The sequence below is a fragment of the Aureimonas altamirensis genome, from assembly GCF_023702225.1.
GTDB lineage: Bacteria > Pseudomonadota > Alphaproteobacteria > Rhizobiales > Rhizobiaceae > Aureimonas > Aureimonas altamirensis_B.
Genome location: NZ_JAMQCO010000002.1, coordinates 294,730 through 321,694, shown reverse-complemented (window position 1 = coordinate 321,694; position 26,965 = coordinate 294,730). Strand labels below are relative to the sequence as shown.

The 26,965-nt window shown below is 65.8% G+C and carries 21 protein-coding genes; 12 read left to right on the top strand and 9 right to left on the bottom strand.

Features of this window, described 5'->3' with window-relative positions:
• Nucleotides 1–160: 160 nt before the first annotated feature.
• The 6 genes from bamA to lpxB are packed head-to-tail and all read left to right on the top strand — an operon-like array spanning nucleotide 161 to nucleotide 7,053.
• A complete protein-coding gene (gene bamA, locus NDN16_RS04215) occupies nucleotides 161–2,644 on the top strand; it encodes an outer membrane protein assembly factor BamA (protein ID WP_251112366.1) in 2,484 nt (827 codons plus the stop codon).
• Nucleotides 2,645–2,686: 42 nt separating this feature from the next.
• Complete coding sequence (gene lpxD, locus NDN16_RS04210) at nucleotides 2,687–3,742, top strand: UDP-3-O-(3-hydroxymyristoyl)glucosamine N-acyltransferase (RefSeq protein WP_251112365.1); 1,056 nt, start codon at nucleotides 2,687–2,689, stop codon at nucleotides 3,740–3,742.
• Nucleotides 3,739–4,203: a 3-hydroxyacyl-ACP dehydratase FabZ gene (gene fabZ / locus NDN16_RS04205; RefSeq protein WP_060602036.1), complete on the top strand. Its 465-nt coding sequence runs from the start codon at nucleotides 3,739–3,741 to the stop codon at nucleotides 4,201–4,203. The genes lpxD and fabZ overlap by 4 nt, the downstream gene beginning before the upstream one ends.
• Nucleotides 4,204–4,211: 8 nt before the next feature.
• Nucleotides 4,212–5,024 carry an acyl-ACP--UDP-N-acetylglucosamine O-acyltransferase gene (gene lpxA, locus NDN16_RS04200; RefSeq protein WP_251112364.1) on the top strand — a complete coding sequence of 271 codons (813 nt, stop codon included), beginning with the start codon at nucleotides 4,212–4,214 and terminating at the stop codon, nucleotides 5,022–5,024.
• Nucleotides 4,994–5,911, top strand: coding sequence for an LpxI family protein (locus tag NDN16_RS04195; protein ID WP_251112363.1), 918 nt, complete (start codon nucleotides 4,994–4,996; stop codon nucleotides 5,909–5,911). The genes lpxA and NDN16_RS04195 overlap by 31 nt, the downstream gene beginning before the upstream one ends.
• Entirely contained in the window at nucleotides 5,908–7,053 is a 1,146-nt protein-coding gene (lpxB, locus tag NDN16_RS04190; RefSeq protein WP_251112362.1) for a lipid-A-disaccharide synthase, read from the top strand. The genes NDN16_RS04195 and lpxB overlap by 4 nt, the downstream gene beginning before the upstream one ends.
• A gap of 64 nt (nucleotides 7,054–7,117) precedes the next feature.
• On the opposite strand, the gene gltA is transcribed toward lpxB, so the two are convergent.
• Entirely contained in the window at nucleotides 7,118–8,407 is a 1,290-nt protein-coding gene (gene gltA / locus NDN16_RS04185; RefSeq protein WP_251112361.1) for a citrate synthase, read from the bottom strand.
• Nucleotides 8,408–8,587: 180 nt separating this feature from the next.
• A complete protein-coding gene (gltX, locus tag NDN16_RS04180; protein ID WP_251112360.1) occupies nucleotides 8,588–10,006 on the bottom strand; it encodes a glutamate--tRNA ligase in 1,419 nt (472 codons plus the stop codon).
• A gap of 170 nt (nucleotides 10,007–10,176) precedes the next feature.
• Between gltX and NDN16_RS04175 the strand changes: the two genes are divergently transcribed.
• On the top strand, nucleotides 10,177–12,366 hold the full coding sequence (locus NDN16_RS04175) for a ComEC/Rec2 family competence protein (RefSeq protein ID WP_251112359.1): 2,190 nt from the start codon (nucleotides 10,177–10,179) through the stop codon (nucleotides 12,364–12,366).
• On the opposite strand, the gene lexA is transcribed toward NDN16_RS04175, so the two are convergent.
• The 6 genes from lexA to NDN16_RS04145 all read right to left on the bottom strand — a co-directional run bounded on the left by lexA (nucleotide 12,308) and on the right by NDN16_RS04145 (nucleotide 18,547).
• Entirely contained in the window at nucleotides 12,308–13,006 is a 699-nt protein-coding gene (gene lexA / locus NDN16_RS04170; RefSeq protein WP_435301047.1) for a transcriptional repressor LexA, read from the bottom strand. The two genes, NDN16_RS04175 and lexA, sit on opposite strands and share 59 nt — an antisense overlap.
• 112 nt (nucleotides 13,007–13,118) lie before the next feature.
• Nucleotides 13,119–14,318 (bottom strand): molybdopterin molybdotransferase MoeA, encoded by a 1,200-nt coding sequence (locus NDN16_RS04165; protein WP_251112561.1) that lies wholly within the window; start codon nucleotides 14,316–14,318, stop codon nucleotides 13,119–13,121.
• 5 nt (nucleotides 14,319–14,323) lie between these two features.
• Nucleotides 14,324–14,818, bottom strand: a complete 495-nt coding sequence (moaC, locus tag NDN16_RS04160) for a cyclic pyranopterin monophosphate synthase MoaC (protein ID WP_251112357.1) — start codon at nucleotides 14,816–14,818, stop codon at nucleotides 14,324–14,326.
• Entirely contained in the window at nucleotides 14,815–15,627 is an 813-nt protein-coding gene (gene trpC, locus NDN16_RS04155; protein WP_251112356.1) for an indole-3-glycerol phosphate synthase TrpC, read from the bottom strand. The genes moaC and trpC overlap by 4 nt, the downstream gene beginning before the upstream one ends.
• Nucleotides 15,624–16,658: an anthranilate phosphoribosyltransferase gene (gene trpD, locus NDN16_RS04150; protein ID WP_251112355.1), complete on the bottom strand. Its 1,035-nt coding sequence runs from the start codon at nucleotides 16,656–16,658 to the stop codon at nucleotides 15,624–15,626. The genes trpC and trpD overlap by 4 nt, the downstream gene beginning before the upstream one ends.
• Nucleotides 16,655–18,547, bottom strand: coding sequence for a peptidyl-prolyl cis-trans isomerase (locus tag NDN16_RS04145; protein WP_251112354.1), 1,893 nt, complete (start codon nucleotides 18,545–18,547; stop codon nucleotides 16,655–16,657). The genes trpD and NDN16_RS04145 overlap by 4 nt, the downstream gene beginning before the upstream one ends.
• A 149-nt stretch (nucleotides 18,548–18,696) precedes the next feature.
• Here NDN16_RS04145 and tpiA point away from each other — a divergent pair, with 149 nt between their 5' ends.
• The 4 genes from tpiA (at nucleotide 18,697) to kdsA (ending at nucleotide 22,686) form a co-directional block, all read left to right on the top strand.
• Nucleotides 18,697–19,455 (top strand): triose-phosphate isomerase, encoded by a 759-nt coding sequence (gene tpiA / locus NDN16_RS04140; protein ID WP_251112353.1) that lies wholly within the window; start codon nucleotides 18,697–18,699, stop codon nucleotides 19,453–19,455.
• An 86-nt stretch (nucleotides 19,456–19,541) separates the two neighbouring features.
• Nucleotides 19,542–20,087: a preprotein translocase subunit SecG gene (secG, locus tag NDN16_RS04135; protein WP_251112352.1), complete on the top strand. Its 546-nt coding sequence runs from the start codon at nucleotides 19,542–19,544 to the stop codon at nucleotides 20,085–20,087.
• A 112-nt stretch (nucleotides 20,088–20,199) separates the two neighbouring features.
• Entirely contained in the window at nucleotides 20,200–21,828 is a 1,629-nt protein-coding gene (locus NDN16_RS04130) for a CTP synthase (RefSeq protein WP_251112351.1), read from the top strand.
• Between the two features lie 24 nt (nucleotides 21,829–21,852).
• Nucleotides 21,853–22,686, top strand: a complete 834-nt coding sequence (kdsA, locus tag NDN16_RS04125; RefSeq protein ID WP_251112350.1) for a 3-deoxy-8-phosphooctulonate synthase — start codon at nucleotides 21,853–21,855, stop codon at nucleotides 22,684–22,686.
• A gap of 42 nt (nucleotides 22,687–22,728) precedes the next feature.
• On the opposite strand, the gene NDN16_RS04120 is transcribed toward kdsA, so the two are convergent.
• Nucleotides 22,729–25,473, bottom strand: coding sequence for a hypothetical protein (locus NDN16_RS04120; protein WP_251112349.1), 2,745 nt, complete (start codon nucleotides 25,471–25,473; stop codon nucleotides 22,729–22,731).
• Nucleotides 25,474–25,640: 167 nt separating this feature from the next.
• Here NDN16_RS04120 and eno point away from each other — a divergent pair, with 167 nt between their 5' ends.
• The gene (gene eno, locus NDN16_RS04115; RefSeq protein ID WP_251112348.1) at nucleotides 25,641–26,921 is read left to right on the top strand and encodes a phosphopyruvate hydratase; all 1,281 of its coding nucleotides are present in this window, start codon (nucleotides 25,641–25,643) and stop codon (nucleotides 26,919–26,921) included.
• Nucleotides 26,922–26,965: the final 44 nt, after the last annotated feature.

Below are 26,965 nucleotides of genomic sequence, written 5' to 3'. Positions count from 1 at the left end.
ACCATACGGGGCCGTTGCCGTGTCGATTTCGCAACGCTTTCGTGAATCCTAAACGGATTCAGGCCCAGTCTGGTTGAACGCATCCGCAAAGCCGATACAAGGCATGTGACGTATCCTGTCACGCGTCCTGCTCGGCAGAAGTATAAAGGTGGTTAGGCCTATGACGGCTGGTTCGAAGCTTCTCAACGCCTTGTCGGCGGCGGCGCTTTCCTCGACGATCCTTACGGCATCCACTGTCGGTATCCAGCTCGGGGTCATGAGCGCTGCGCACGCGGCCGTCGTCAACCGGATCGAGGTGCGCGGCACGTCGCGCGTCGATGCCGACACGGTCCGCAACCTCAGCCAGATCCGCCCGGGCCAGAACGTGACCCCGGCAGAGATGGACCAGGTGGTTACGCGGCTGTTCGCAACCGGCCTGTTCTCGGATGTCCGCGTCAGCCAGTCGGGCGGCACGATGATCGTCCAGGTCGACGAGAACCAGATCGTCAACGAGGTCGTCTTCCAGGGCAACTCCAAGGTCAAGAACGAGCAGCTCGAATCCGTCGTGCAGACGGCGCCGCGCGCGGCCTACAACGCCTCCACCGCGCAGGCCGACGTCGACGCCATACGCAGCGTGTATTCCCGCGTGGGGCGCAGCGACGCCCAGGTTTCGGTCCGCACCATTCCGGCGGACGGCAACCGCGTCAACGTGGTGTTCGATATCGTCGAGGGCGACCGCACCCGGATCGCGCAGATCAATTTCGTGGGCAACAACGCCTTCGGCGACCGTCGCCTGAGGGAAGTGATTTCGCTGCGTGAAACCGGCCTGTTTGGCTTCCTCCAGAAGAGCGACATCTACGACGAGGATCGTCTGCGCGCCGACGAAGAGACCCTTCGCCGCTTCTATTACAACCGCGGTTTCGCCGACTTCCGTATCGTCTCCTCGGTTGCCGAGCTCGATGCCGCGAAGAACCAGTACTTCATCACGATCACCCTGGAAGAGGGTGAGCGCTACACCTTCGGCAACGTCAACATCGACTCCACGGTGCCCGGCATCGACGCCGCGGCTCTGCAGGGCGAGCTCGAGACCAAGCCGGGCAATGTCTACAGCGCGGAAAAGGTCGAGAATACGCTCGTCAACCTGACCAACGCCGTGGCGGCCCAGGGATATGCCTTCGCCCAGGTCACGCCGCGCGGCGACCGCGACTTCACCAACAACACGATCGGCGTCGAATACGTGATCGACCAGGGGCCGCGCGCCTATGTCGAGCGCATCGAGATCCGCGGCAACACCAAGACGCGCGATTACGTCATCCGCCGCGAGTTCGACGTTTCGGAAGGCGACGCCTTCAACCAGGTGCTCGTCCAGCGTGCGCGCCAGCGGCTCGAGGCCCTGCGTTTCTTCCAGACCGTCAACGTCTCGACCGCTCCGGGCAGCGAGCCTGATCGCGTCGTCGTCGTCGTCCAGGTGGTCGAGCAGTCCACCGGTGAATTCTCGGTCGGCGGCGGCTATACGACCGGCGGTGAGAACCCCGGTCCCGTCGCGGAAGTCGGCATCACCGAGCGCAACTTCCTCGGTCGCGGTCAGTTCGTGCGCATCTCCGCCGGCTTCGGCGAGGATACGCGCAACTACAACCTGTCGTTCACGGAGCCCTATTTCCTCGGGCGTCGTCTTGCGGCCGGCTTCGATATCTACCGCACCGAGAACTCCTCGTCCGATTACGACATCGAGCGCACCGGCGGCACGCTGCGGATCGCGGCGCCCCTCACGCAGAACCTGACGGCGCAGATCGCCTACAACTACAAGGAAGAGCGCTTCGGCGACGATACGGGTGTCGGCCAGTACGACGCCTTCGGCAATCTCTTCTACACGACATGCGCGGATGGGGATAATGCCGCTGCGGCGGCAGCAGCCGCAGGCACGCCGGCCACCTTCATCGGCCAGTACGCGCCGCGTTACACGAATTCGTCCATCATCAACCAGGCGATCTGCGACAGCCCGTACACGACGTCGTCGATGTCCTATGCGCTGACCTACAATACGCTGGACAGCAGCACCGATCCGCGTGACGGCTTCTTCATCCAGGCCGGTCAGGAAGTTGCGGGCCTGGGCGGCGATGCCGAGTTCCTGCGCACCACGGGCAAGGCCTCTTGGTTCTCGCTGCTGAACGAAGAGTATGACGTGATCGGCCAGTTGAGCGGCGGGGCGGGCAACGTCACGGCGCTCGGCGACGACCTGCGCGTCTTCGACAATTTCTTCAAGGGCCAGGATATCGTTCGCGGCTTCAAGTACCAGGGTCTCGGACCGCGTCAGTTTGCGGTCGACGCCGCAGGCAACGTCATTCCGGGAAGCAACAGCGTCGCCATCGGCGGCGAGAACTACGCCAATGCCAGCGCCGAAGTTACCTTCCCGCTGCCGCTGGTCTCGCGTGATCTCGGCTTCCGTGGCGCCGCCTTCGCCGATGCGGGTTCGCTTTGGGGTTCGGAGTTCGCCAGCCAGCCGGGCGTCGTGGGTGACGATTTCAACATCCGCGCCTCGGCCGGCGTCGGCCTGATCTGGGCGTCGCCCTTCGGCCCGATCCGCGTGAACTATGCCTACCCGATCGCCAAGGAAGATTATGACCGGACGCAGGAGTTCTCGTTCGGCTTCTCCTCGCGCTTCTGATACCACGGGCCGGGTAAAGCCAACTCGGCCCGGAATGGAACGATGAACGAAACCTCGTTTTTCAGCCGCGGCGAGCCGAAGACACTCGGCTCGCTTGCGGCGCTTTGTAGTGGAATGCTGGAGCAGGCGGAGTCGGGCGAATTGCCGATAGACGGCATCGCGACGCTGGAGCGGGCCGGCCCCACGGATATCAGCTTTTTCGACAATCCGAACTACGAGCACGAGCTGGCGGTGACGCGCGCGGGCGCCATCATCGTCGTCGAGCGCTATTCGAAGCTGGTTCCTGCCGGCATCGCCCGCCTTGTCGTGGCCGATACGCAGACGGCTTTCGCTAAGGTCGGGGCAGCACTGTTTCCGGCTGCGATGACGCCGTTGGCCTTCGGCGGCGAAGGGGGCATATCCCCGCAGGCCAGCATCCATCCCACCGCACGGATAGAAAACGGCACGACGGTCGAGCCGTTCGCCGTCGTCGGCCCTGGAGTCGAGATCGGTTCCGGTACCGTCGTCGGTGGCGGCGCCGCCATCGGGGGCGGCTGCCGGATCGGCCGCGACTGCGCCATCGGCGCGGGCGTCAGCCTGCAGCATGCGCTGCTGGGAAACCGCGTTATCCTGCATCCCGGCGTGCGCATCGGCCAGGACGGCTTCGGCTACGCGATCGGCCGCGAAGGTATCCTGAAGCAGGTGCAGATCGGCCGCGTCATCATTCAGGACAATGTAGAGATCGGCGCCAACTCGACGGTGGATCGCGGCGCGGTCCGCGACACCGTCATCGGCGAGAACACCAAGATCGATAACCAGGTGCAGATCGCCCACAATGTCCGCATCGGCCGAAATTGCGTCATCGTGTCGCAAGTCGGCATAGCCGGAAGCGCGACAATCGGCGACAATGTCGCTATTGGGGGGCAATCCGGCGTCAACGGGCATGTGACGGTAGGCAACGGCGCCCAGATCGCTGCCGTCAGCACCGTCGCGGGCGACGTGCCGCCCGGCGCGCGCTGGGGAGGCACGCCCGCGCGTCCGGTACGCGACTGGCTGCGCGAGGTGACGTGGCTCCGCGACATGGCGCGCGCCAAGCGCACGACAGGAGGACAGGAATGAGCGAAGAGAAGCCGGTGCTGGAAAAGATGGACGTCATGGAGATCATGGCGCTGTTGCCCCACCGCTACCCTTTTCTTCTGGTGGACCGGATCATAGAGATCGACGGCGACAGAAGCGCCATCGGCATCAAGAACGTCACCGCCAGCGAGCCCCAGTTCCAGGGACATTTCCCGGGCAATCCGGTCATGCCGGGCGTTCTGATCATCGAGGGCATGGCGCAGACGGCCGGGGCCATCTGCACCCGCGGCCTCGGAGGCATGCCGGCGCTCGTCTACCTGATGACCGTGGACAACGCGAAGTTCCGCAAGCCCGTGGTGCCGGGTGACCGGCTTGAATATCATGTGACGCAGGTCAAGAAGCGCGGCAACATCTGGCGCTTCGACTGCGTTGCCAAGGTGGACGGCGTGAAGGTTGCCGAGGCCACCGTCAGCGCCATGGTCGCACAGGCGGAGGCCGCCTGAGGAACCGTATGGCATCGCAAGATTACACCAGACATCCTACGGCCATCGTCGAAGACGGGGCCGTCATCGGAGCCGGTTGCGAGATCGGCCCGTTCTGCCATATCGGCCCGCGGGTCGTGCTGGGCGCAAACTCCAGGCTTCATTCGCATGTCGTTCTGGCGGGCAACACGCGTATCGGCGACAACGCGCAGATCTATCCCTTCGCGTCACTCGGCCATGCGCCGCAGCACCTGAAATATCGGGGTGAGGACACACGTCTCGTGATCGGGGCCAACTGCCTGATCCGCGAAAGCGTGACCATGAACCCCGGTACGGTGCAAGGGCGCTCGGAAACGACCATCGGCGACAACTGCGCCTTCTTCACCGGCGCGCATGTGGCGCACGATTGTATCCTCGGCAACAACGTGACCATCATCAACAATGTGATGCTGGCCGGTCACTGCACCATCGGGGACTATGCCACCTTCGCCGGCGGTTCGGCCATCCACCAGTTCACGCGGGTCGGTCATCACGCCTATATCGGGGGTCTCGCCGCCGTGGAGGGCGACGTGATCCCCTTCGGCATGGTCATCGGAAACCGCGCCTATCTTGCCGGCCTCAACGTGATCGGGATGAAGCGCGCGGGCTTCAACCGGGAAGCCATCCGCAACGTGCGCAAGGCCTATCGGATGCTGTTTTCCGACGACCTGACCTTCAAGGAAAACATGGAAGAGGTGGAGGCCGAGTATCCGGAAGACCCGCTTGTCCAGGATCTGCTCGGCTTCATCAAGGCCGGCGGGGACAGGGCGCTATGCTTCCCCCGGTCGGCCCGGCCGGCTTGACCGCGCCCTTGCCGGCGCCGGCGGGCATCGTGCCCGTCACGCCGGGCGAGGCGTTCGGCATTGTCGCCGGCGGCGGCGTCCTGCCGAAGATGGTGGCGGACACGTTGAAGGGCGTCGGTTTCACGCCGGTCGTCGTACCCGTGGGCGACGGCTGGCGGGAGGATTGGTCCGCCTATCGCAACCGGCCGCTGAAATGGTCCCAGACGGGCGATATCTTCCCCTACCTGCGCAAGGCGGGTGTGCGGCATATCGTCTTCTGCGGCACCATATCCGTGCGGCCCGACTACCGTTCCATGATCCCGTCGCTGCAGACCTTGCGGTTGCTTCCGGAAATCTTCTCCATCATGCGCGGAGGCGACGATACGATGCTGCGCGCCGTTTCCCGCGCGTTCGAGCGGCGGGGTTTCGAATTGCACGGGGTGCAGGAGGTCATGCCGCGCCTCATCGCGCCCGAAGGCCTCATTGCCGGCCATGCGCCGGATGAACCGGAAGCCAGGGCCATCGCACGGGCGGCGGAGGCGGCGCGGGCGCTGGGACATCTCGATATCGGGCAGGCGGCGGTTGCCTCGGCCGAGCGGGTCATCGCGCTCGAAGGCATCGAAGGAACGCGTGACATGCTGAAGCGGGTGGCAGACCTGCGTCGTCAAGGCCGCATCGGACGCTCCGAGAGAACGGTCCTGTTCAAGGCGGTTAAGCCGCAGCAGGATCATCGGCTCGATCTGCCGAGCATCGGCGTGGAGACGATCCAGCAAGCGGCGGAGGCTGGCCTTTCCGGTATCGGAGTCTCTTCCGGTGCGTCGCTCGTCATCGATATCGACGCGCTTGCGCAGGCGGCGGCGCGCCAGGGCCTGTTCGTCGTCGGCGTTGCCGAGGGGAGGCGTCCATGAAGGTCGGTTTCGTTGTGGGCGAGCACTCCGCCGACAGGATCGGTGCGGACATCATACGCGGCTTGCGCACCTTGAATGAAACCATAGAGCCTGTGGGCCTGGGCGGAACGGCCATGCGGGCCGAGGGGCTGCACAGCTTCTTCGATATCGAGGAATTGTCGATCATCGGCGTCGGCGCGATCGTGGCGCGGCTGCCGCAACTGATGCGACGGTTGTCGCAGACCGTCGACGGGCTTCTGGATGCAGGCCCCGATATCGTCGTGACCATCGACAGTTTCACCTTTACCAACCGTGTCGCGACGCGTTTGCGCAAGGCGCGGCCCGACCTGCCGATCGTCAATGTCGTGCCGCCGGCGATCTGGGCATACAGGCCGGAGCGCGCCAAGGCACTGGCCGCGGCGGTGGACCATACGGTGTGCCTGTTTCCCTTCGAACCGGCCTATATCGCGGCGGCCGGCGGCCCGCCGGCCAGCTATGTCGGCCATCCGATCATGAGCGAGCCGCATCTGAAGGCCATCTGGAAGCAACGGGGAGGCGGAGTCTTGAAACCCGTCGGTGAACCGCCTGCGCTGCTGATCCTGCCCGGTTCGCGGCGCGGTGAGGTAAGCCGCCTGATGGACGATTTCGGCGCGACATTCGCGCTCCTGAAGACACGGATGCCGGAACTGCGCGGACTGTTGCCCGTCGTGCCGCGGGTCGCCTCCCTCGTGCGGGACAAGCTGTCCTCCTGGCCGGAAAAGCCTGAAGTGCTGGAGGGCGATGAGGCGAAGTGGCATGCATTTGCGCAAGCGGATGCGGCGCTGGCTGCCTCGGGCACCGTTGCGCTGGAACTGGCGCTGGCCGGAACGCCGATGGTGATCGCCTATCGGTTGGACCCGCTGTCCTACCAGTTGCGCCGGCTCATCACCGGCTGGACAGCGGTCCTGCCGAATTACATCCTGGATCATCCGCTGGTGGCCGAGCATTTCCACGAATTCGTCCGCCCGGAACTCCTGGCCCGCCGGTTGGAACGGCTGCTGAAGGATACGGGCGAGCGGCGTGCCCAGATGGAAGGCTTCGCCGAAATCCACCGCCTGATGACCGTGGATCGAAGTCCCGGCGAAGCCACCGCAGCCATCATCCTGCAACACGCCGGACACTGACCCCTTAACGCAAAAGGCGCGCTCCCGGCAGGGAACGCGCCTTTTCCTCGTCTTTGCGAAGCGGTCAGCCGCGCTTGTCGAGCGCCAGATAGTCGCGCTGCGGCGAGCCCGTATAAAGCTGGCGCGGGCGGCCGATGCGCTGCTGCGGGTCTTCTATCATTTCCTTCCACTGGGCGATCCAGCCGACTGTCCGCGCGAGGGCGAACAGTACGGTGAACATCGTGGTGGGGAAGCCGAGAGCCTTCAGCGTGATACCCGAATAGAAATCGACGTTCGGATAAAGCTTCTTCTCGATGAAGTACTCGTCGTTCAGGGCGATGTGCTCCAGCTCCATCGCCACTTCGAGAAGCGGGTCGTCCTTCAGGCCGAGCTCGTCCAGCACCTCGTGGCAGGTCTTCTGCATGATCTTGGCGCGCGGATCGTAGTTCTTGTACACGCGGTGGCCGAAGCCCATCAGGCGGAACGGATCGTTCTTGTCCTTGGCGCGTGCGACGAACTCGGGGATGCGGTCCTTGCTACCGATCTCCGACAGCATGTTGAGCGCCGCTTCGTTGGCGCCGCCGTGCGCCGGGCCCCACAGGCATGCGACGCCGGCGGCGATGCAGGCGAAGGGGTTTGCTCCGGACGAACCGGCCAGCCGCACCGTGGAGGTGGAGGCGTTCTGCTCGTGGTCGGCGTGCAGAATGAAGATGCGGTCCATCGCGCGGGCAAGAACCGGGTTTATCTTGTACGGCTCGCACGGGACGGCGAAGCACATATGCAGGAAGTTCTCTGCGTAGGACAGGTCGTTGCGCGGATACACGAAGGGCTGGCCGATATGGTACTTGTAGGCCATCGCCGCGAGAGTCGGGATCTTGGCGACCATGCGGATGGAAGCCACCATGCGCTGATGCGGATCCGTTATGTCCGTGGAGTCGTGGTAGAAGGCCGACAGGGCGCCGACCGAACCCACCATGACGGCCATCGGGTGCGCGTCGCGCCGGAAGCCGGAAAAGAACTTCGTCATCTGCTCGTGCACCATCGTGTGGCGCGTGACGCGGTAGGTGAAGTCTTCCTTTTCCTGGGCGGTCGGCAGTTCGCCGTAGAGGAGCAGGTAGCACACTTCGAGGAAGTCGCCTTCCTCGGCCAACTGCTCGATGGGATAGCCCCGGTGCAGAAGGATGCCCTCATCGCCGTCGATGAAGGTGATCTTCGACTCGCAGGAGGCCGTCGAGGTAAAGCCCGGATCGTAGGTGAACGCGCCGGTTTCCTTGTAGAGAGAACCGATGTCCACGACATCGGGGCCGATGGTGCCGTGGCGGACGCCGAAACTGGCTTCCTTTCCGTCCAGCGAAAGCTTCGCGGCTTCACTCATGCGCGTTCCCTTCTTCGAAAGCCGCCGGATCGCTGACGCGTTGGCCGGCGGCGCATAGGTCGATTTCGGAGCTCATGCCTAACTTGTCCGCGCCCTGCGAACAAGTTTTCGGCACTTACTTTTTTCTGCAAAGCAGCGATTTATGCCGCACTGCCAATCAAAAGATGTAATCGCCCCCATTCACGATTGGTCTGCCAGGCGCGCGAGAGACTCCTCGCGGCCCAGCACCTCCAGAACGTCGAAGACGCCCGGGGATGTGGTGCGACCCGTCAGCGCGGCGCGCAGCGGCTGCGCCACCTTGCCGAGCTTGAGGCCTTCCTTCTCCGCATGCTCGCGCACGACGGCCTCGAGGCGGGCCACCGTCCACTCCGATACGCCGGAAAGCGCCGGCAAAAGGCCGGCGACGATCTCGCGCCCGCCATTGCCCAAGGTTTCGGCAGCCTTGTCCTCCAGGGGCAGGGGGCGGGCAGCGAACAGGTAGGATGCGCTGTCCGCAAGCTCGACCAGCGTCTTGGCGCGCTCCTTCAGGCCGGGCATGGCGCGCGTCAGAAGATCGAGCGTCTCGGCATCGTCCCTTTGCCGCAGGATGGAGCCGTTCGGCAGATGGTCGCGCTCGGCCATCAGGGTGCGGGCCAGGTCGGCGTCGTCGCTGTGGCGCATCCAATAGCCGTTGACGGCTTCGAGCTTGGCGAAATCGAAGCGTGCGGCCCCCTTGTTCACGTCTTCTATATCGAACCATCGGATCATGTCCTCGATCGACATGATCTCGTCGTCGCCATGGCTCCAGCCCAGTCGCACCAGATAGTTCTTCAGTCCGACGGGCAGATAACCCAGCTCGCGATAGGCCTCGACGCCCAGGGCGCCATGGCGCTTCGACAGCTTGGCGCCGTCCGCGCCGTGAATCAGCGGTATATGCGCCATGACCGGAACGTCCCAGCCCATCGCCTGGAAGATCAGCGTCTGCCGCGCGGCGTTCGTCAGGTGGTCGTCGCCCCGGATGATATGGGTCACGCCCATGTCGTGGTCGTCCACCACCACGGCCAGCATATAGGTGGGCGTGCCGTCGGATCGCAGCAGCACGAGGTCGTCCAGATCCTTGTTGGGAAAGCGCACGTCGCCCTGCACCCGGTCGCGCACCAGCGTCTCGCCATCCAGCGGGGCGCGCAGCCGGATAACCGGCTTCACGTCGGCAGGGGCCTCCGACGGGTCGCGGTCGCGCCATCGGCCGTCATAGCGCGGCGGGCGCTTTTCCGCGCGGGCCGTCTCACGCATCTCTTCCAGTTCCTGCGGTGTGGCAAAGCAGAAATAGGCATTGCCGCGGCGGACCATTTCTTCCGCCACCTCGCGATGGCGCGCGACGCGCTCGAATTGCGAGATCGGCGGTTCGTCCGCGTCGAGGCCAAGCCACGACAACCCGTCGATGATGGCCGTCACCGCAGCATCGGTGGAGCGTTCGCGATCCGTATCCTCGATGCGCAGCAGCATCTTGCCACCGTGATGGCGGGCATAGAGCCAGTTGAAAAGCGCCGTCCGGGCTCCGCCGATATGAAGGTATCCGGTGGGCGAGGGCGCGAAGCGGGTGACCACGGTCTCGGTCATGAAAACTCCAGTTGTCTTTACCGGCCGGTTTGCGCGCTCAAAAGGCGCAAGCTTTGGATAACGCCACGCCTGGCGGCAAAATCGGGCTGCGGCAATCCGTGCCGTCCATGCCGCTGTGTATCATAGGAGGGAGGCCAGGCAAGCAGCCTGTTATGGGGACGGTACGGAGAATGAGTCGACTGCGTTCCGCATTCGAGCGCGAGGCATCGGCACGCAGCTTCATCCATCTCGTTCCACCCGGTGTCGTCGCCGCCGTCGCGCTCTTCTATGCCGTCGGCCTGCGGGTCGCGGTGCCGGGCTGCATCGCCATGATCATGGCCTCCCTGGCGGCGCTGCATGCCGCCGACAAGGCTTCGCCTCGGGCACGCATGGTCTTGCGCCCGCTGCTGGCGCTGGCCTGCACGCTCGCCTTCGGCCAGCTTCTCTGCCACGTTGAGCTTGCGCGCACGCAGACCACGATCCTGTCCGGCAGCGCCACCGTCCATGTCACGGGGCGGGTCGCCATGCGGGAAGCCGACGAGAACGGCAAGATGCGTTACGTCGTGGCGGTGAGCGCAACGGAAAGGCCGGTATTGTCGCGACCGCCCCGGCAAGTGCGCATCGCCGTCTCCAGCCGTCACGAACCCATTCCGATCGGCGGCATCTACAGCGGCCTCGTGCGCCTTGGGCCGCCCAGCGGGCCGGCCTGGCCGGATGGATACGATTTCGCCTTCGGCGCCTATTTCGATGGTGTCGGCGCCTACGGCTTCTCGCTGGGCGCGCCGGAGCCCGTTTTGGATGAGACGCCATCGGCGACCTCCGAGCGTTTTGCCGAATGGCTCGTCGGCCTGCGCGTCGCCATGTCCGGCCGGATCAGGGCGGTCCTGCCGGGGGCGGAGGGGGCGGTGGCTGCCGCGCTGATATCGGGCGAGCGGACAGGCATCCCCGAGGACATCGACGAGATCTTCCGCGTTACCGGGCTATCGCATGTCCTGTCCATTTCGGGTTTCCACATGGTGCTTGTGGCGGGCTTCGTCATGGGTGCCGTGCGCAGCCTGCTCGTTCTGCTGCCGGCGCACCTTCTGCCGATCTCGACGCGCAAGGCGGGGGCCGTCGCGGCCCTCATGGCAACCACCGCCTACATGGCGATCGCCGGTCCGAACGTCGCGACGGAACGCTCCTACATCATGATCGCCATCATGCTGGTGGCCGTCCTCGTCGAGAGGCCGGCGTTGACGCTACGCAACGTCACCCTTGCGGCCATGGCCGTGCTGGCGATCGCGCCGCATGCAGCGTTGACGGCCAGTTTCCAGATGTCCTTTGCCGCAACCGCCGCGCTTGTGGGCCTCGCCGCCGCCCTGACGCGGCGGTGGCAGACGCCGCCCGGAGAAGGGCAGGGCCTGCGCCCGGTCGCGTGGCTGGCGGTCGCCTGCATCGCATCCGCGGTGGCCGGGGCCGCGACTGCGCCCTACGGCCTTTATCATTTCCAGCGGCTGGCGCCCTACGGCATCCTCGCCAACGTGGCGACCATGCCCCTGTTCAGCTTCTGGGTCATGCCGGCGGCGCTGGCCGCGGCCCTCGCAATGCCCCTGGGGCTCGACGCGCCTTTCCTGCATCTCATGGGGTGGGGCCTTTCGGCGGTCTTCGCGGTGACGCGCTATCTGGCCCAGTCCTTTCCCGACCAGGGCGGCATGGCGCTGCCCACGTCGTCGCTCATCGCCCTGTCGCTCGCGCTGTTCCTGGCCTGTTTCCTGGCCAGCGCCCTGCGCTGGCTGGCGCTGCCGGCGGCCGCCCTCGGCGGCCTCCTTGCCGCCGGCCCGGCAAGAGCGCCGGACATACTGATCTACGAGGATGGCAAAAAGGTTGCGCTGATCGATACGGAGGGCGTCGCCTATCTGGGCAAGCGCCCGGGGCGCTTCATCTCCGACCAGTGGGAAAGGCGCTTCGGCCCGCCCCGCGCCGATAGCCCGCTGCCCTGCGCGCCGCCCGCCTGCCAGCTTGCCAGCGCATCCGGTATCCGCCTGGCATGGACGGATTCGATCGAGGAAACGGACAGGCTCTGCGCCGAGGCAGACCTCGTAATCGTTGCGCGGGCGCTTGTCCGCAACCGGTGCCCGATCGGAGGCGCGACGCTCGTCACGCTGCGCAGCCTGCGTCGGACCGGCTCTCTTGCGATATCCCGCGGCGAGGGCGGCCAACTCGTGCTGACGCCGTCCATCCCGGACGATCCGCCGGAGTGGAACATGCACCGTCTGGCGCCATGGCCGGAATACTGGAAGAAGGACGGCGAAACCCGGACGCGCCGGGCGGCGGACGAAACCGTCAGTAACGCCGTATCAGGCCCACCAGCCGCCCCTGCACCTGTACCCGATCCGCATTGAAGATCCGCGTCTCGTAGGCCGGGTTCGCCGCTTCCAGTGCGATCGCGGTTCCCTTGCGGCGGAATCGCTTGAGGGTCGCTTCCTCGTCGTCCACCAGCGCGACGACGATATCGCCGGGCGTCGCCGTATCCACGCGGCGGATCACGACCGTATCCCCATCCAGGATCCCGGCTTCGACCATCGAGTCGCCGGAAACCTCCAGCGCATAATGCTCGCCGGGGCCGATCATGTCCGGGGGCAGCGTCAGGCTGTGGGTGTTGTTCTGGATGGCGGATATGGGCACGCCGGCGGCGATGCGGCCCATGACGGGAATGCTGATGCCGGCGTCGGCATCGTTTGCGGCGGGCGCAACCCGCCGGCGCGCGGCAACGCCCGATGCCGCGGACTGGTCGGCCAGGGAAACGACGTTCGACGGCGGCGGGGCGGAGGCCGCAGCCCGGCTGCCCCGCGCCATCGACTCGGGCAGCTTGACCACCTCCAGCGCCCGCGCCCGATTGGGCAGGCGGCGGATGAATCCACGCTCTTCGAGGGCAGTGATAAGGCGGTGGATACCGGATTTCGACCGCAAGTCGAGAGCATCCTTCATCTCGTCGAAGGAGGGCGGGACGCCGGCGGATTGCAGCCTCTCGTGAATGAACATCAAGAGATCATGCTGTTTGCGCGTTAGCACGTGCCGCCCCCGGAATCGATCAAAAACAAAACCAGAACAAACCTAGCTGTTCCAGTTGTGTTCCGCAAGCGTTCATGGCGCGTCAATCGAGCGGGATGAACAGGCATTCCTGGCCCGCATCGGCTGCGGGGGCAGCGACAGGGCGATACAGGAGGACGTCCGCGAGCGCATATATGGACAACAGCGAGGAGTCCTGTCGCGGCAATGCTTCCACCCTCGGCAGGCCGTCCGCAGTCCGGTGCAGCCGGGCGCGTACGAAGTCAGCCCGCTCGCCGCCTTCCGGGAGCGCTTCCGACAGGATGCCACGTCGGTATCCAGGGTCCGCGCCGAGGCCCGCGAGGCAGCGGACAAGGGGGCGCAGGAACAGGGTTGCCGCCACCATTGTGGATGCCGGGTTGCCCGGCAGCCCGATAATGCGCAGCGCCCCCTTGCGGCCCGCCATGACCGGCTTTCCGGGGCGCATGGCGACCTTCCAGAAATCCAGTTCCACGCCGCGCGCCCGCAAGGCCGGGGCGACGAGATCCCGGTCGCCGACGGACGCGCCGCCGATGGTGACGACGATATCCGCGCGGGCATCCTCGGCTTCCGCAAGCCGGGCCTCCAGCACGGCCTGGTCGTCGGGGGCGATGCCGAGGTCCAGCACGTCGCCGCCATGGGCCTCCACCATGGCGGCAAGGCCGAACCCGTTGGACGCGACGATCTGGTCGGGGCCGGTGCTTTCTCCCGGCAGCACCAGCTCGTCGCCTGTCGCCAGGATGGCGACGCGCGGTCGGCGCAGGACGGGAAGCTGCGGATGGCCGGCGCTGGCCGCCAGCGCGACGTGGCCTGCGCGCAGATGCAGCCCGGACCGCAGCAGGGCGTCCCCTTGCAGGAAGTCGAGGCCGGCCTTGCGGATGTGACGCGACGGTTCTGCCGCAACGTCGACACGCAGCGTGTGCGGCGCTTCGAGCATGGCGTTTTCCTGGATCAGCACCGTATCCGCGCCCGCCGGCATGGGCGCGCCGGTGAAGATGCGCACAGCCGTTCCCGGCTCGACGGGCGCAGGGAAGGCGGCGCCTGCGGCCGAAACGCCGATGACGGGCAGGATCGCGCCCGCCACGGCATCGCTGGCCCGTACGGCATAGCCGTCCATTGCGGATGCGTCGAATGGCGGCTGTGTCCGCAGGGCGTCCACATCGGCGGCAAGGACGCGCCCTGCCGCAGAGCGCAGGGCAACGGTTTCCGTTTCCCGGATCGGATCCACGCCGTCCAGAAGACGGGACAATGCATCCTCGACGGGCATCAGGCTCAAGACGAGGTTCCCTCGGCCCGCCACTCGCCCGAGCGGCCCCCGGACTTCGTCAACAGGCGAATATTGGAGATCGCCATGTCCCTGTCGACGCCCTTGGCCATGTCGTAAATGGTAAGGCAGGCCACGGTAACCGCCGTCAGGGCCTCCATCTCCACGCCCGTGGGGCCGGAGACGCGCGCCGTCGCCGTGATGCGCAGGCCCGGCAGGGCCGGCTCCGGCGCGATGTCCACGGATACCTTGTCGAGCATCAGCGGGTGGCACAGCGGAATGAGCTCGCTTGTCTTCTTGGCGCCCATGATGCCCGCGATCCGCGCTATGGCGACGACGTCGCCCTTCCGCACGGCATTGGCCGTTATGAGCGCCAGCGTCGCCGGACGCATCAGGACGAGCCCTTCGGCCGTGGCCTCGCGCCGGGTGGCCGGCTTGTCGCCGACATCCACCATGCTGGCGGCGCCGGTTGCGTCCAGATGGGTGAGGGAGCCGGCCGTCAAACGGTCTCTCCGTGGATCGGCAGACCCAGAAGGCGGCGTGTGGCGGCGGCAACGTCGTCCTGCCGCATCAGGCTTTCGCCGACAAGGAAGGAGCGGATACCGGATCGTGCCAGCCGCTCGCAGTCGGCATGGGTGAAGATGCCGCTCTCCCCGACGAGGATGCGCCCTTCAGGCACCATCGGTGCAAGCCGCTCGGCCACGGCGAGGTCCGTCTCGAAGGTCCGGAGGTTGCGGTTGTTGATTCCGACGAGAGCCGATCGGAGCCGTAGCGCGCGCTCCATCTCGGCCTCGTCATGCACCTCGATCAGGCAATCCATGCCGTGATGGATCGCCGCATCCTCGATCTCTGCGGCCTTCGCGTCGTCGAGGCTGGCCATGATGATCAGGATCGCGTCGGCGCCCCAGGCGCGTGCTTCCGCCACCTGGTAGGTATCGAACATGAAATCCTTGCGCAGGGCGGGCAGATGCGTCGCCTCCCGCGCCGCCGTCAGGAAGGCCGGCGCACCCTGGAAACTCGGCCCGTCGGTCAGGACGCTCAGGCAGGCGGCGCCGCCGGCCTGATAGGCCTGCGCCAGAAGCGGCGGCTCGAAATCCGGCCGGATCAGGCCCTTGGACGGGCTCGCCTTCTTGATTTCGGCGATCAGGCCGTAACGGCCCTCCGCTTGGGCTCTCGCCAGGGCATCGGCAAAGCCGCGCGGGGCCGACTGGGCGCGGGCGCGGGCTTCCAGTTCGCCGAGCGAAATCTTCGCCTTGGCCGCCGCGATCTCTTCCAGCTTGTAGGCTTCGATCTTCGCCAGAATGTCGCTCATGCGAGAGCCTTCCTGCTGTCGCGCGTGGTCGCCACGAGCGTGTCCAGGCTGCGCAGCGCGGAGCCGTCATCGATGGCGCGGGCCGCCTGCACGAGTCCTTCGCCGATCTCCTCGGTCCGGCCGGCGACGCAGAGGGCAGCCGCCGCATTCAGCAGCACGATATCGCGGTAGGCCCCGGGCTCGCCCTCCAGCACCCGCCGCAGCGCCGCGGCGTTGGCGGCGCCGTCGCCGCCGCGAATTTCGTCCAGTTCCCGGCGCTTCAGGCCGAACTCCTCCGGCGTGATCGTGATGCTGCCGATCGCGCCATCACGCAGCACGGCGATCTCCGTCGGCCCGCAGACGGTGATCTCGTCCAGCCCGTCGCCATGCACCACGAAAGCCCGCTCCGTGCCGAGGGCGGCGAGGCTTTCGGCCAGCGGCAGCAGCCATTGCGGATCGTAGACGCCCAGCAACATCCGGCGCACGCCGGCAGGATTGGCCAGCGGACCCAGCATGTTGAAGATGGTGCGGGTGCCGAGCTCCACCCGGCTCGGACCCACGAAGCGCATGGCGGAGTGATGCGTCGGCGCAAACATGAAGCCGATGCCGGCCTTGGCGATGACCGGGCCGATGGCCTCCGGCGGCAGGTCGACATCGACGCCCAGCGCTGCCAGCACGTCGGCCGCGCCGGATTTGGAGGAAAGGGCGCGGTTGCCGTGCTTGGCCACGGTGACGCCACAGCCGGCGACGACGAAAGCCGTGCAGGTGGAGATGTTCAGCGTGCTGGCATGGTCGCCGCCGGTGCCGACGATATCCACCGCGTCGTCGGCCACGCCGTCGACGCGCGCCATATGCGCCCGCAACACATCGACCGCGCCGGCGATCTCGTCCACCGCCTCGCCGCGTACGCGCAAGGCCATCAGGAAGCCGCCGATCTGCGAGGGCGTGGCATCCCCCGACATCAGCACCGAGAAGGCCGCGCGGGCCTCTTCACGCGTCAGGACCTGGCGGTCGGCGACCTTGGCGAGAAGCGGCTTGAGCCCTGCCGTCACTGCAGCACCCCACGCACCTGATCCATCGCCTGCTGATGATATTCCACGGGGATGTCGCGTTGCAGGCGGGCGACGAAGCCCTGCAGCAGGTCGTTGTCGGCCATGTCGTTCATCTGGTCGACGAGCCCGGCCTGCAGGCTTTCACGCGGGTCCGCCGGCTTGGATATCTCGGTGACTTCCAGCACCATCCAGCTCCCGTCGGTGGAGGCGGGGGCATCCGCGACGTGGCCCTGCGGCCCCGCAAAGGCGGCCATGGTGGCCGGCTGGCCGATCTGCGACGGGCCGCTGGCGCGCGTCAGGCCGGATGTGGTCTCTACGGAAAGGCCCGCCTCGGCGGCGATGTCCGCAAGGCTCGTCCCGGCCATGGCCTTCGCCACCATGGCCTTGGCGCGCTCTTCCTGGAGACGGTCGCCCTCATCGGTCTTCCAGTCGGCGACGACGCGGTCGCGAACTTCGGCGAGCGGCCGCTCCTGCGCCTCCCGGATGTCCGTGAGGTCGAAGAAGACATAGGAGCCCGTGGCGAAATTGACCGGCTCGGTGGCAGTTCCGGGCTGGGCCAGGAACAGGGCGGTCAGAAGGTCGCTGCCGCCGACGAGGTTCTCGATCTCCTGTCCGTCCGCGTTGCGGCCTTTCTGGTCGATGGCCTGAACCGAGGTGAGCTCGAGGCCGGCGGTTTCCGCCGCCTCGGCCAGCGTGGCGCCGGAGCCGAGCGAATCCTGGATGGTGGTGTAGGCTTCCGTCGCGCGGGCGTTGGCGCGCACCGCGGCCAGTTGCTGGCGAATCTCCTCTCGCACGGCATCGAGGCTGCGCACCTCTGCCGGCTGGATCTCGCTCACCTGCACGATGACGGGGCCGAACAGACCTTCCACGACGCCGCTCGGCTGGTTCGGCTGAAGGCCGAAAGCCGCGTCCCGTACGACCGTGTCGGGGATCTGGTCGGCGCTGCGCAGGCCCAGCTCCACGTCCGCATCGCTGCGGCCGGCGGCGCGGGCCGCATCCGCGAAGCTCTGGCCACCGGCCATGGATGCCGCCGCCGCGTCGGCCGCGGCCCGGTCGGGAAAGACGATCTGCTGCACGCGCCGCCTCTCGGGCGTGGTAAAATCCGCAAGATTGTCGTTGTACTCGGCTTCGATCTCGGCCTCGGTGATGGAGGCCGGGTCGAAGAGCTGCTCCGGCACGAGCGCCACATAGGAATAGGAGCGCAGTTCGGGGATGGCGTAATCCTCGGAGGTGTCGTCGTAGAGCGCCTGCACGGCCGCGTCGTCCGGCTCCGGGATTTCGGAAGGGGGGATGGGCGGAAGCATGATCGACGCAATGGTGCGCCGCTCGCCATTGTAGGTGCCCATCGCATCCGAGAAGGCGGCGGGCAGGGCCATGCCGCCGGTCACGGCATCCATGACCTGGATGCGGCGCGACATCTTGCGCTCTTCGGCGGCATACTGCTCTTCGGTCAGGTTGGCGCGCTGCAGGACGAGCCTTGCCGTGTTGGCCGAGTAATTGCCCGACGAATCGCGGAAGGCGGGTTCGTTCGCGATGCGGCGCGCCAGACCCTCGTCCGACAGGGAAAGGCCGAGCCGCCGGGCTTCCTCGTCCAGAAGGGCGACGCTGGTGAGCTGCGACAGAACCTGCTGGTCGATGTTCAGGGCTGCCTGTTCTTCCGGCGTCGGACGGCGCTGCAACTGCGTGCTGATGCGGTTGATCGCCTGTCCGTAGGCCTGCTGATACTCGCGGGTGGACACTTCGGTGCCGCCGGCCGAGATGACCGTATTGGGGCTGCCCGCCATGTTGAAGCCGTCCGCGATACCCCAGACGACGAAGCTGAGCACCAGAAGGCCCAACAGAAGCTTGGCGGTGAAACCACCCACACCCTTCCGCATCTGGTTCATCATTGGACGGCGTTCTCCTGTTCCATTCGCCCTCTAATAGGCCGGTTCGCCCCCTAATAGGAAGGAGTGGCCGGCGCGTGCAAGCCGCATGGTTTGATTTTGCGTCACGCTGCGGCTATCCGGTCGGTCGACGCATGGATGGGAGAGCAGGAATGACCGCACGCAAGCTGATCGCCGGCAACTGGAAGATGAACGGGCTGAAGGCCAGCCTGGAAGAGCTGCGCGCCATGCGCGACGCCGTGGCCGGCGGGCAACTCTCTCATGTCGATCTTTTGATCTGCACCCCCGCCACCCTTCTTGCCGCCGCGGCGCAAACCGTGGGCGGCGCCTTTCCCGTCGGCGGGCAGGATTGCCACGAGCGCCAGGAAGGCGCCTTCACCGGAAACATCTCGGCGGCTATGCTGGCCGACGCCGGGGCAACGCACGTCATCGTCGGCCATTCGGAGCGCCGGACCCTGCATGGCGAGACGGACGACGTGGTCCGGGCCAAGGCGGAGGCCGCCCGCGACGCGGGGCTGACGGCCGTCATCTGCATCGGCGAGACGGAAGGCGAGCGGGAGACCGGGCAAACGCTCGACGTGCTGGGCCGCCAGCTTGCCGGCTCAGTGCCGGACGGGGCGACGGCGGAGCATGTCGTCATCGCCTACGAACCGGTCTGGGCCATCGGCACCGGCAAGACCCCGACAGTCGAGGACGTGGCCGAGGCCCACGGTTTCATGCGCGCCCGCCTTCGGGAGCGGTTCGGAGAGGCGGGCGGCGCCATGCGGCTTCTTTATGGCGGCTCCGTAAAGCCCGGCAATTGCGCCACGCTTCTGGCGGTCGACAATGTCGACGGAGCGCTGGTCGGCGGCGCCAGCTTGAAATCGGCCGATATCGTCGCGATATGCGACGGCGTGCGCGCGCTGGCCTGAGCGTTGCCCTAAAACGATTGGCATTTTCGGCCCCGTCCTATAAGACACGCCGCAATTCAGAAGATGAAAGCCGCAGACACACGCCCATGCAAACCGTTCTGATCGTCATTCACCTGCTTATCGTTCTGGCGCTGGTCGTCGTCGTCCTGCTCCAGCGCTCCGAGGGCGGTGCGCTCGGCATGGGAGGCGGTGGCGGCGGTGGCCTGATGACGGCGCGCGGGGCCGCCAACGCCCTGACGCGGACGACGGCGATTCTGGCGGCATGCTTCTTCGCCACTTCCCTCGCCCTGGCGATTCTGGCCCGTTACGGCGGCACGCCCACTAATGTCTTCGATCGTGTCCCGGCCGGCCAGACCGTCCCCGGCGCAACCGAGGGCGAGGGCGGATCGCTGCTCGATCAGCTCGGCGGCCTGCCGGACCAGCAGCAGGGTGACGCGCCCGCCGCGGCTCCGGCGGAGCCCGAGACCGGCGTGCCCTTCGGCGCAACGCCGTCTGCCCCGGCCGAGCAGGTGCCAGCCAATCCGGCGCCGGAAGCGCCGAACGCATCGGAAGCGCCGACCGTGCCTCCGGTGGAGCAGGCTGCCCCCGGCTCGACACCACAGGATGCCGCGCCGCAAGGCCAGGCCCAGTAACGGACGTCCATCTGCAAGACATGCCGAGGCGGGGCGCTCATGGCGCCCCGTTTCCATTGAGCCGGAAATTTCTTCTGGCGTATTTTCCTGTGAGCGGTTATCGAGAAGGCCCATGGCGCGATATATATTCATCACCGGCGGCGTGGTTTCCTCCCTTGGCAAAGGCATAGCCTCATCGGCACTGGGCGCATTGCTCCAGGCCAGGGGATACCGTGTGCGGCTACGTAAGCTGGACCCCTATCTGAACGTCGACCCCGGCACGATGAGCCCGACGCAGCACGGCGAGGTCTTCGTGACGGACGACGGGGCCGAAACCGACCTCGACCTCGGCCATTACGAGCGGTTCACCGGCCGCCCGGCCACGAAGATGGACAACGTCACGACGGGGCGGATCTACAAGGAGATCATCGCCAAGGAGCGCCGGGGCGATTATCTGGGCGCCACCGTCCAGGTGATTCCGCATGTCACGGACGCCATCAAGGCCTTCGTGCTGGACGGCAACGAGGATGTAGACTTCGTGCTGGTGGAGATCGGCGGCACGGTCGGCGATATCGAGGCGCTGCCCTTCTTCGAGGCGATCCGCCAGCTCGGCAACGAGCTGCCGCGCGGAGGCGCGGTCTATATCCACCTGACGCTGATGCCCTATATTCCCAGCGCCGGCGAGTTGAAGACCAAGCCGACCCAGCATTCCGTCAAGGAATTGCGGTCCATCGGCATCCAGCCCGATATCCTGCTGGTGCGTGCCGACAGGCCCATCCCCAGCGAAGAGCGCCGCAAGATGAGCCTGTTTTGCAACGTGCGGGAGTCCGCCGTCATACAGGCCCTGGATGTCGCGACGATCTACGACGTGCCCATCGCCTACCACAAGGAAGGGCTGGATACCGAGGTGCTGGCCGCGTTCGGCATCGATCCGGCTCCCGCGCCCAAGCTGGAGCGCTGGCATCAGGTGGTCGACGGGATCCGTAGTCCGGAAGGCGAAGTCACCATCGCCATCGTCGGCAAGTACACCGGCCTGAAGGATGCTTACAAATCCCTGATCGAGGCGCTGCAGCACGGCGGTATATCCAACCGGGTGCGCGTCAAGCTCGACTGGATCGAGTCCGAGATCTTCGAAAAGGAAGACCCGACCCCCTATCTCGACCGGGTCAGCGGCATCCTCGTGCCGGGCGGCTTCGGCGAGCGCGGCTCGGAGGGCAAGATACTGGCCGCGCGCTTCGCACGCGAGCACAAGGTGCCGTATTTCGGCATCTGCTTCGGAATGCAGATGGCCGTCATCGAGGCGGCCCGCTCGCTGGCCGGTGTCGAGAATGCCGGCTCCACGGAATTCGGCCCCGCGGCCGAACCGGTCGTCGGCATCATGACCGAATGGTTGAAGGGCAACGAGTTGGAGAAGCGCGCTTCGCAGGGCGACCTCGGCGGCACGATGCGCCTCGGCGCGTACACCGCTTCCCTGAAGCCGGGTTCGCGCATCGCCGATATCTACGGGACGACCGAAATCAGCGAGCGGCATCGTCATCGCTACGAGGTCAACCGCGCCTACCGCGAGCGGCTCGAAGAGGCCGGCATGGATTTCAGCGGCATGTCGCCCGATGGCCTCCTGCCGGAAACGGTGGAACTGCGGGACCATCCGTGGTTCATCGGCGTGCAATACCACCCCGAATTGAAGTCGCGGCCTTTCGAGCCTCATCCGCTGTTTGCGTCCTTCGTGCAGGCGGCGGTGGAGCGGTCGCGCCTCGTCTGACGCCCCAGTTGGAGATATCCTGCCATGTCGCACGCCAATGAAACGGTGACGCTGCGCAAGGTTTCCTTTTCGCAGAAGCTGCCTTTCGCCCTGATCGCCGGGCCGTGCCAGATGGAAAGCCGCGATCATGCGATGATGATCGCCGAGCGCATGGTGCGAATGACGTCGGATCTCGGCATCGGCTATGTCTTCAAGGCCAGCTTCGACAAGGCCAACCGCACCAGCCTGTCCGGCAGACGGGGCATCGGCCTGGCCGGCGCGCTGCCGGTGTTCGACGAGATTTCGCGCCAGTTCGACGTGCCGGTGCTGACGGACGTCCATACCGAGGCGCAATGCGCCGAGGTGGGCAGCGTCTGCGACATCCTGCAGATTCCGGCCTTCCTGTGCCGCCAGACAGACCTTCTGATCGCCGCTGCCAAAACCGGCCGTGTCGTCAACATCAAGAAGGGGCAGTTCCTTGCCCCGTGGGACATGCGCAACGTCGCCGCCAAGGTAACCGAGAGCGGCAACCCGAACGTCCTGTTGACGGAGCGGGGCGCATCCTTCGGCTACAACACCCTGGTGTCGGATTTCCGGGCGCTGCCGATCATGGCGGAGACCGGCTCGCCGGTCGTGTTCGATGCCACGCATTCCGTGCAGCAGCCGGGCGGGCAGGGCGGCTCATCGGGCGGCGAGCGCCGCTTCGTGGAGACACTTGCGCGCGCGGCGGTGGCGGTGGGCGTCGCGGGGCTGTTCATCGAGACCCACGAAGACCCCGACAACGCGCCATCAGACGGGCCGAACATGGTTCCGCTGGATCGGATGGAAGACATGTTGAAGCGCCTTCGCGACATCGACAGGCTGACGAAGTCCATCTGAGGAAGCGACCGGACAGTATCCTGCCCGATCGCCCGCCTGTGGCTAGACGATTGGATGCTCCAGGTAGATCGCTGCGTAGGCGTTCTGCGCCACATAGGCTGTGTAGGTCGTTCCATCCATTGTCACGGTACCGCCATCAAACCAGCCGGCCTGGTCGCTCAGGATGACGTGATCGGCGGCATCCGATTTCACGATCATCTGATGCCTGGGCACCGACGCGCCAAAACCAAACCCATTGCTGTCGGTGAAGATGTTGCTTCCGGCCAGATCCAGCACATCGTGAAGCGAGAGTGTCAGCGTGTTATCGCCGCTGCCGGTGATGTCGATGATCTCGATGGACGAAAGCCTGTCCAGGCCCTCCAGTGCCGTCCCGGCACTGCGGTTGGTGATGCTGCCGAGGTCGAGATTCAATCCGCTGCCCGTCAGCTTCAGCGTATCGATGCCGCTACCGCCGTCGATGCGCGCCAATTGTGCGGTATTGCCGCCGTTTCCGAAGCTCGAGGCCAGTGCGGTGATGACTGCTTGATCCGCAATCTCGAACGTATCGTTTCCGGCACCGCCGTAGGCCACGCTGGCGGCAGCAAGCTGGATTATATCGTTGCCTTCGCCGCCGGCGAGACTTTTGGCGGTTCCGCCATCGCTGAGGCTGTCGGCGCCCGTGCCGCCGACCTGATCGAAGAAGGTTTGGCCGAACCCGCCCGACGTGGAGCCGAACAGGATATAGGCGGCGCCGACCCCGCTCGACGTTGCGGGTGCGCCGACGATAAGGTCGGAAAGACCGTCGCCGTTGACGTCCCCAAGATGCGCGACGCTGTAGCCAGCGTTGTCCGCTGCCGATTCACCCTCGATCCGGAAGCCGGAAGAAGCGCTGACGGTCTGCAGCAGCGGATCTTTCGCGACGACGATCGTGCGGGTTGCGGAGCCGTGGTTGCCTGCCGCGTCGCTGACGGTCGCCGTGATGGTATAGGAATTATTGCCTGGAATCTGTCCCGTCGGGAAAGCCACCGTCCAGACGCCGTTCGTGACGGTTCCGGTTCGGCTCACATCGTTCCAGACGACGGTCACCTCTGCACCGTTGGCGGCATTCGTCGTGCCGGTGATGGCAACATCGGCGGCGGCTTCCGCCGCATTCACACGATCGTCCATGGAGATCGCATTTATGGCGATCGCGGGTGCGACACGGTCTATCGTCAAGCTGCGGCTTGCCGAGGCCGAGTTGCCTGCCTTGTCAGTGGCGGCAGCCGTGATGCTGGATACTCCGTCGGCTGGAACATCCGCCGCAGTGAAGCTTACCGACCAGGTGTTGGAAGCAATGGTCGCTTCGCGGCTGACCCCACCCCAGGTGACCGTCACCTGGCGACCGTCTTCGATACTGCTGGATGTCCCGCTGATCACGATGGTGCCGGAGCTGATCTCTGCTGCGTTGAGGAGGTCGTCACCGCTGATTTTGGCGATGCTGATGGACGCCGTCAGGTCGTAGGAGAGGCTGGCAAACAGCATCGCTTCGTTACCGGCGGCATCCGTTCCGCTGAGGAACACCGCGCCACCGGACTGGGTGGGCAGCTCGGCCTTGGAGAATGCCGCGCTCCAATGGCCGTTTTGGGCGGTTACCGTCTTTTTGGTATCGCCGACGGAAACGGAGATCGACCGGCCGTCCTCGAAGTCGGTGCTTCCGGTCAGCGTGATGCCGCTGTTCAATTCCGCTGCGTTCACGACGCCATCGCCGGTGATCGGATCGATGGCGATAGACGCCGTGCGATCGATCGGCAACTCATGCGTCTCGGTCTTTTCCTTTCCTGCGGTATTCTTGACGTGGACCGATATCGAATAGGCGCCGTCCGTTTTCGGAACCTCATTTGGGGCGAATGTGACGCTCCATTTCCCGCCGGTAACGGCTACCGTTTTCTCGATGCCGGCCCATGTCACGGTCAGGATGTTTCCGTCGTCGACACGGAGGGTCGCTCCAGAGACGGTCAGGCCTGTACCGGGAGTTCCATCTTTTCCGACGATCGAGTCGTAGTCTTTTTGGTTGATCCGGTAGTCGTCGGAAATCGTCGCGATGGAAATGAGCGGAGCTAGCGGGTCCTGCGTCGCGTTCTCGACACTACTGCTTGCCGAACTGCTGGAGCCCGAGGCGCTGGCGACGCCGGCAATGACGGCGCCGACCCCCGCGAGCGTGCCCGCGCCGACCGCAAGGTTGGACGAACCGAGCGCCGCTGCCGTTCCGACGCCTCCGACCGCCGATCCCAGAATGCCGCCCAAGCCCGCCGGAGCGACCGGCGCCGCGTTTTCCATCGCCCCGCTCCAGACGAGCGCCGTCGCGAACCGGTCTGCAGACAGGACGTCGAAGTGCCCGGCGAAATCGCGGGCGAGTTCGCCGAGGCCGCTGCGCGTTCCGGCCATGCCGAGAAGGTCGCTGCCGTCCGCTCCGCGCGACAGGGGGGACGTGGCCTTGTCGAGGGTCAGCGTATCCCCATCCGGGCGCGGGATGTCGATGCTCGTATCGGGCGCCTTGAAGAAGTCGCGTATGACGATTTCGGTGTGGTCGCCGGTCATGAGGCGAAGGTGGCCGTCATCCGTGCCGCCGTCGGCGATTGCGATGACGTCCGCCACGGGCCTGGCGCCCGCCGGCTCCATGCGCAGGAGCTTGTATCGCCGCCCCGCGACTGCTTGCACCGTCTCGCGGTGGCCGGGCTGGATCACCCTTTGGGATACACCGTCGCTGAGTATGTAGGTTGCCGGCGCTGCCGGGCCGGCGGTCGGCGTCGTGGGTGCGGCCTGGGCCATCGAAATAGTCCTGAACTAAAAACAATCGTTAGATATCCTGCATATCTTAAATGACAATGAAAGACGGAAGCTTCATCTTTCGTCGCGATTTCATGGCGGACGGCAGTTCCAACTTGGCGCCCAAGCCACTAAAAGGCCCTTGGCTATCGATTTCAGGGGGTCTCGCCATGACGGCAATCATCGACATCATCGGGCGTGAAATTCTCGACAGCCGGGGCAACCCGACGGTCGAAGTGGACGTGGTGCTGGAAGACGGCTCTATGGGTCGGGCAGCGGTGCCCTCCGGCGCATCGACGGGCGCTCACGAGGCGGTCGAACTGCGGGACGGCGACGAGCGCTATGGCGGCAAGGGCGTTCAGGAGGCCGTGTCCGGCGTCAACACCGACATCCTCGAAGCCATCGCCGGCTTCGAGGCGGAGAATCAGATTCGGATCGACGCCGTGCTGAAGGCGCTCGACGGCACCCCGAACAAGAGCCGCCTCGGCGCCAACGCCATACTGGGCGTCTCGCTGGCCGTGGCCAAGGCCGCCGCAGAGTCGGCGGACCTGCCGCTCTATCGGTATGTCGGTGGCGCCAGCGCCCATGTGCTTCCGGTGCCGATGATGAACATCATCAATGGCGGCGCCCATGCCGACAACCCGATCGACTTCCAGGAATTCATGATCATGCCGGTGGGCGCGGAAAGCTTCTCCGAGGCGCTGCGCATGGGTGCCGAAGTCTTCCATACGCTGAAGAAGAGCCTCAAGGACGCCGGCCACAACACGAATGTCGGCGACGAGGGAGGCTTTGCGCCCAATCTCGGCTCCGCGCGCGAGGCGCTGGACTTCATCGTCCAGTCGATCGAGAAGGCGGGCTACAAGCCGGGCGAGGACATGTTCCTGGCGCTCGACTGCGCCTCGACCGAATTCTACAAGGGCGGCGTCTACGACCTGGAGGGCGAGGGGCGCAAGCTGTCCGCCGCCGAGTTCGCCGACTATCTGGCCGAACTGTGCGACGCCTATCCCATCATCTCCATCGAAGACGGCATGGCCGAAGACGACTGGGACGGTTGGAAGCTTCTGACAGACAAGGTCGGTGACCGCGTCCAGCTGGTGGGCGACGATCTGTTCGTGACCAATTCGGTGCGCCTGCGCGAGGGCATCGAAAAGGGCGTGGCCAACTCCATCCTCGTCAAGGTCAACCAGATCGGCACGTTGACCGAAACGCTCGATGCCGTCAGCGTGGCGCAGCGCGCGGGATACACCGCCGTCATGTCGCATCGCTCTGGCGAGACGGAAGATGCGACGATCGCCGATCTGGCCGTCGCCACCAATTGCGGGCAGATCAAGACGGGTTCGCTGGCGCGCTCCGACCGGCTGGCGAAATACAACCAGCTCCTGCGCATCGAGGAAGAGCTCGGCGACCAGGCCGTCTATGCCGGACGCTCCATCCTGAAGCGCCGCGTTTAATGCAAAATTAAGCGTGTGGGGAGCATCCTGCCGTCGAGCGGAGA

Bases quoted from the DNA above. Each gene is read 5' to 3' on its own strand.
- bamA (WP_251112366.1), top strand. From the start codon at position 161: ATGACGGCTGGTTCGAAGCTTCTCAACGCCTTGTCGGCGGCGGCGCTT.
- lpxD (WP_251112365.1), top strand. From the start codon at position 2,687: ATGAACGAAACCTCGTTTTTCAGCCGCGGCGAGCCGAAGACACTCGGC.
- fabZ (WP_060602036.1), top strand. From the start codon at position 3,739: ATGAGCGAAGAGAAGCCGGTGCTGGAAAAGATGGACGTCATGGAGATC.
- lpxA (WP_251112364.1), top strand. From the start codon at position 4,212: ATGGCATCGCAAGATTACACCAGACATCCTACGGCCATCGTCGAAGAC.
- NDN16_RS04195 (WP_251112363.1), top strand. From the start codon at position 4,994: ATGCTTCCCCCGGTCGGCCCGGCCGGCTTGACCGCGCCCTTGCCGGCG.
- lpxB (WP_251112362.1), top strand. From the start codon at position 5,908: ATGAAGGTCGGTTTCGTTGTGGGCGAGCACTCCGCCGACAGGATCGGT.
- gltA (WP_251112361.1), bottom strand. From the start codon at position 8,407: ATGAGTGAAGCCGCGAAGCTTTCGCTGGACGGAAAGGAAGCCAGTTTC.
- gltX (WP_251112360.1), bottom strand. From the start codon at position 10,006: ATGACCGAGACCGTGGTCACCCGCTTCGCGCCCTCGCCCACCGGATAC.
- NDN16_RS04175 (WP_251112359.1), top strand. From the start codon at position 10,177: ATGAGTCGACTGCGTTCCGCATTCGAGCGCGAGGCATCGGCACGCAGC.
- lexA (WP_435301047.1), bottom strand. From the start codon at position 13,006: ATGTTCATTCACGAGAGGCTGCAATCCGCCGGCGTCCCGCCCTCCTTC.
- NDN16_RS04165 (WP_251112561.1), bottom strand. From the start codon at position 14,318: ATGCCCGTCGAGGATGCATTGTCCCGTCTTCTGGACGGCGTGGATCCG.
- trpC (WP_251112356.1), bottom strand. From the start codon at position 15,627: ATGAGCGACATTCTGGCGAAGATCGAAGCCTACAAGCTGGAAGAGATC.
- NDN16_RS04145 (WP_251112354.1), bottom strand. From the start codon at position 18,547: ATGATGAACCAGATGCGGAAGGGTGTGGGTGGTTTCACCGCCAAGCTT.
- tpiA (WP_251112353.1), top strand. From the start codon at position 18,697: ATGACCGCACGCAAGCTGATCGCCGGCAACTGGAAGATGAACGGGCTG.
- secG (WP_251112352.1), top strand. From the start codon at position 19,542: ATGCAAACCGTTCTGATCGTCATTCACCTGCTTATCGTTCTGGCGCTG.
- NDN16_RS04130 (WP_251112351.1), top strand. From the start codon at position 20,200: ATGGCGCGATATATATTCATCACCGGCGGCGTGGTTTCCTCCCTTGGC.
- kdsA (WP_251112350.1), top strand. From the start codon at position 21,853: ATGTCGCACGCCAATGAAACGGTGACGCTGCGCAAGGTTTCCTTTTCG.
- NDN16_RS04120 (WP_251112349.1), bottom strand. From the start codon at position 25,473: ATGGCCCAGGCCGCACCCACGACGCCGACCGCCGGCCCGGCAGCGCCG.
- eno (WP_251112348.1), top strand. From the start codon at position 25,641: ATGACGGCAATCATCGACATCATCGGGCGTGAAATTCTCGACAGCCGG.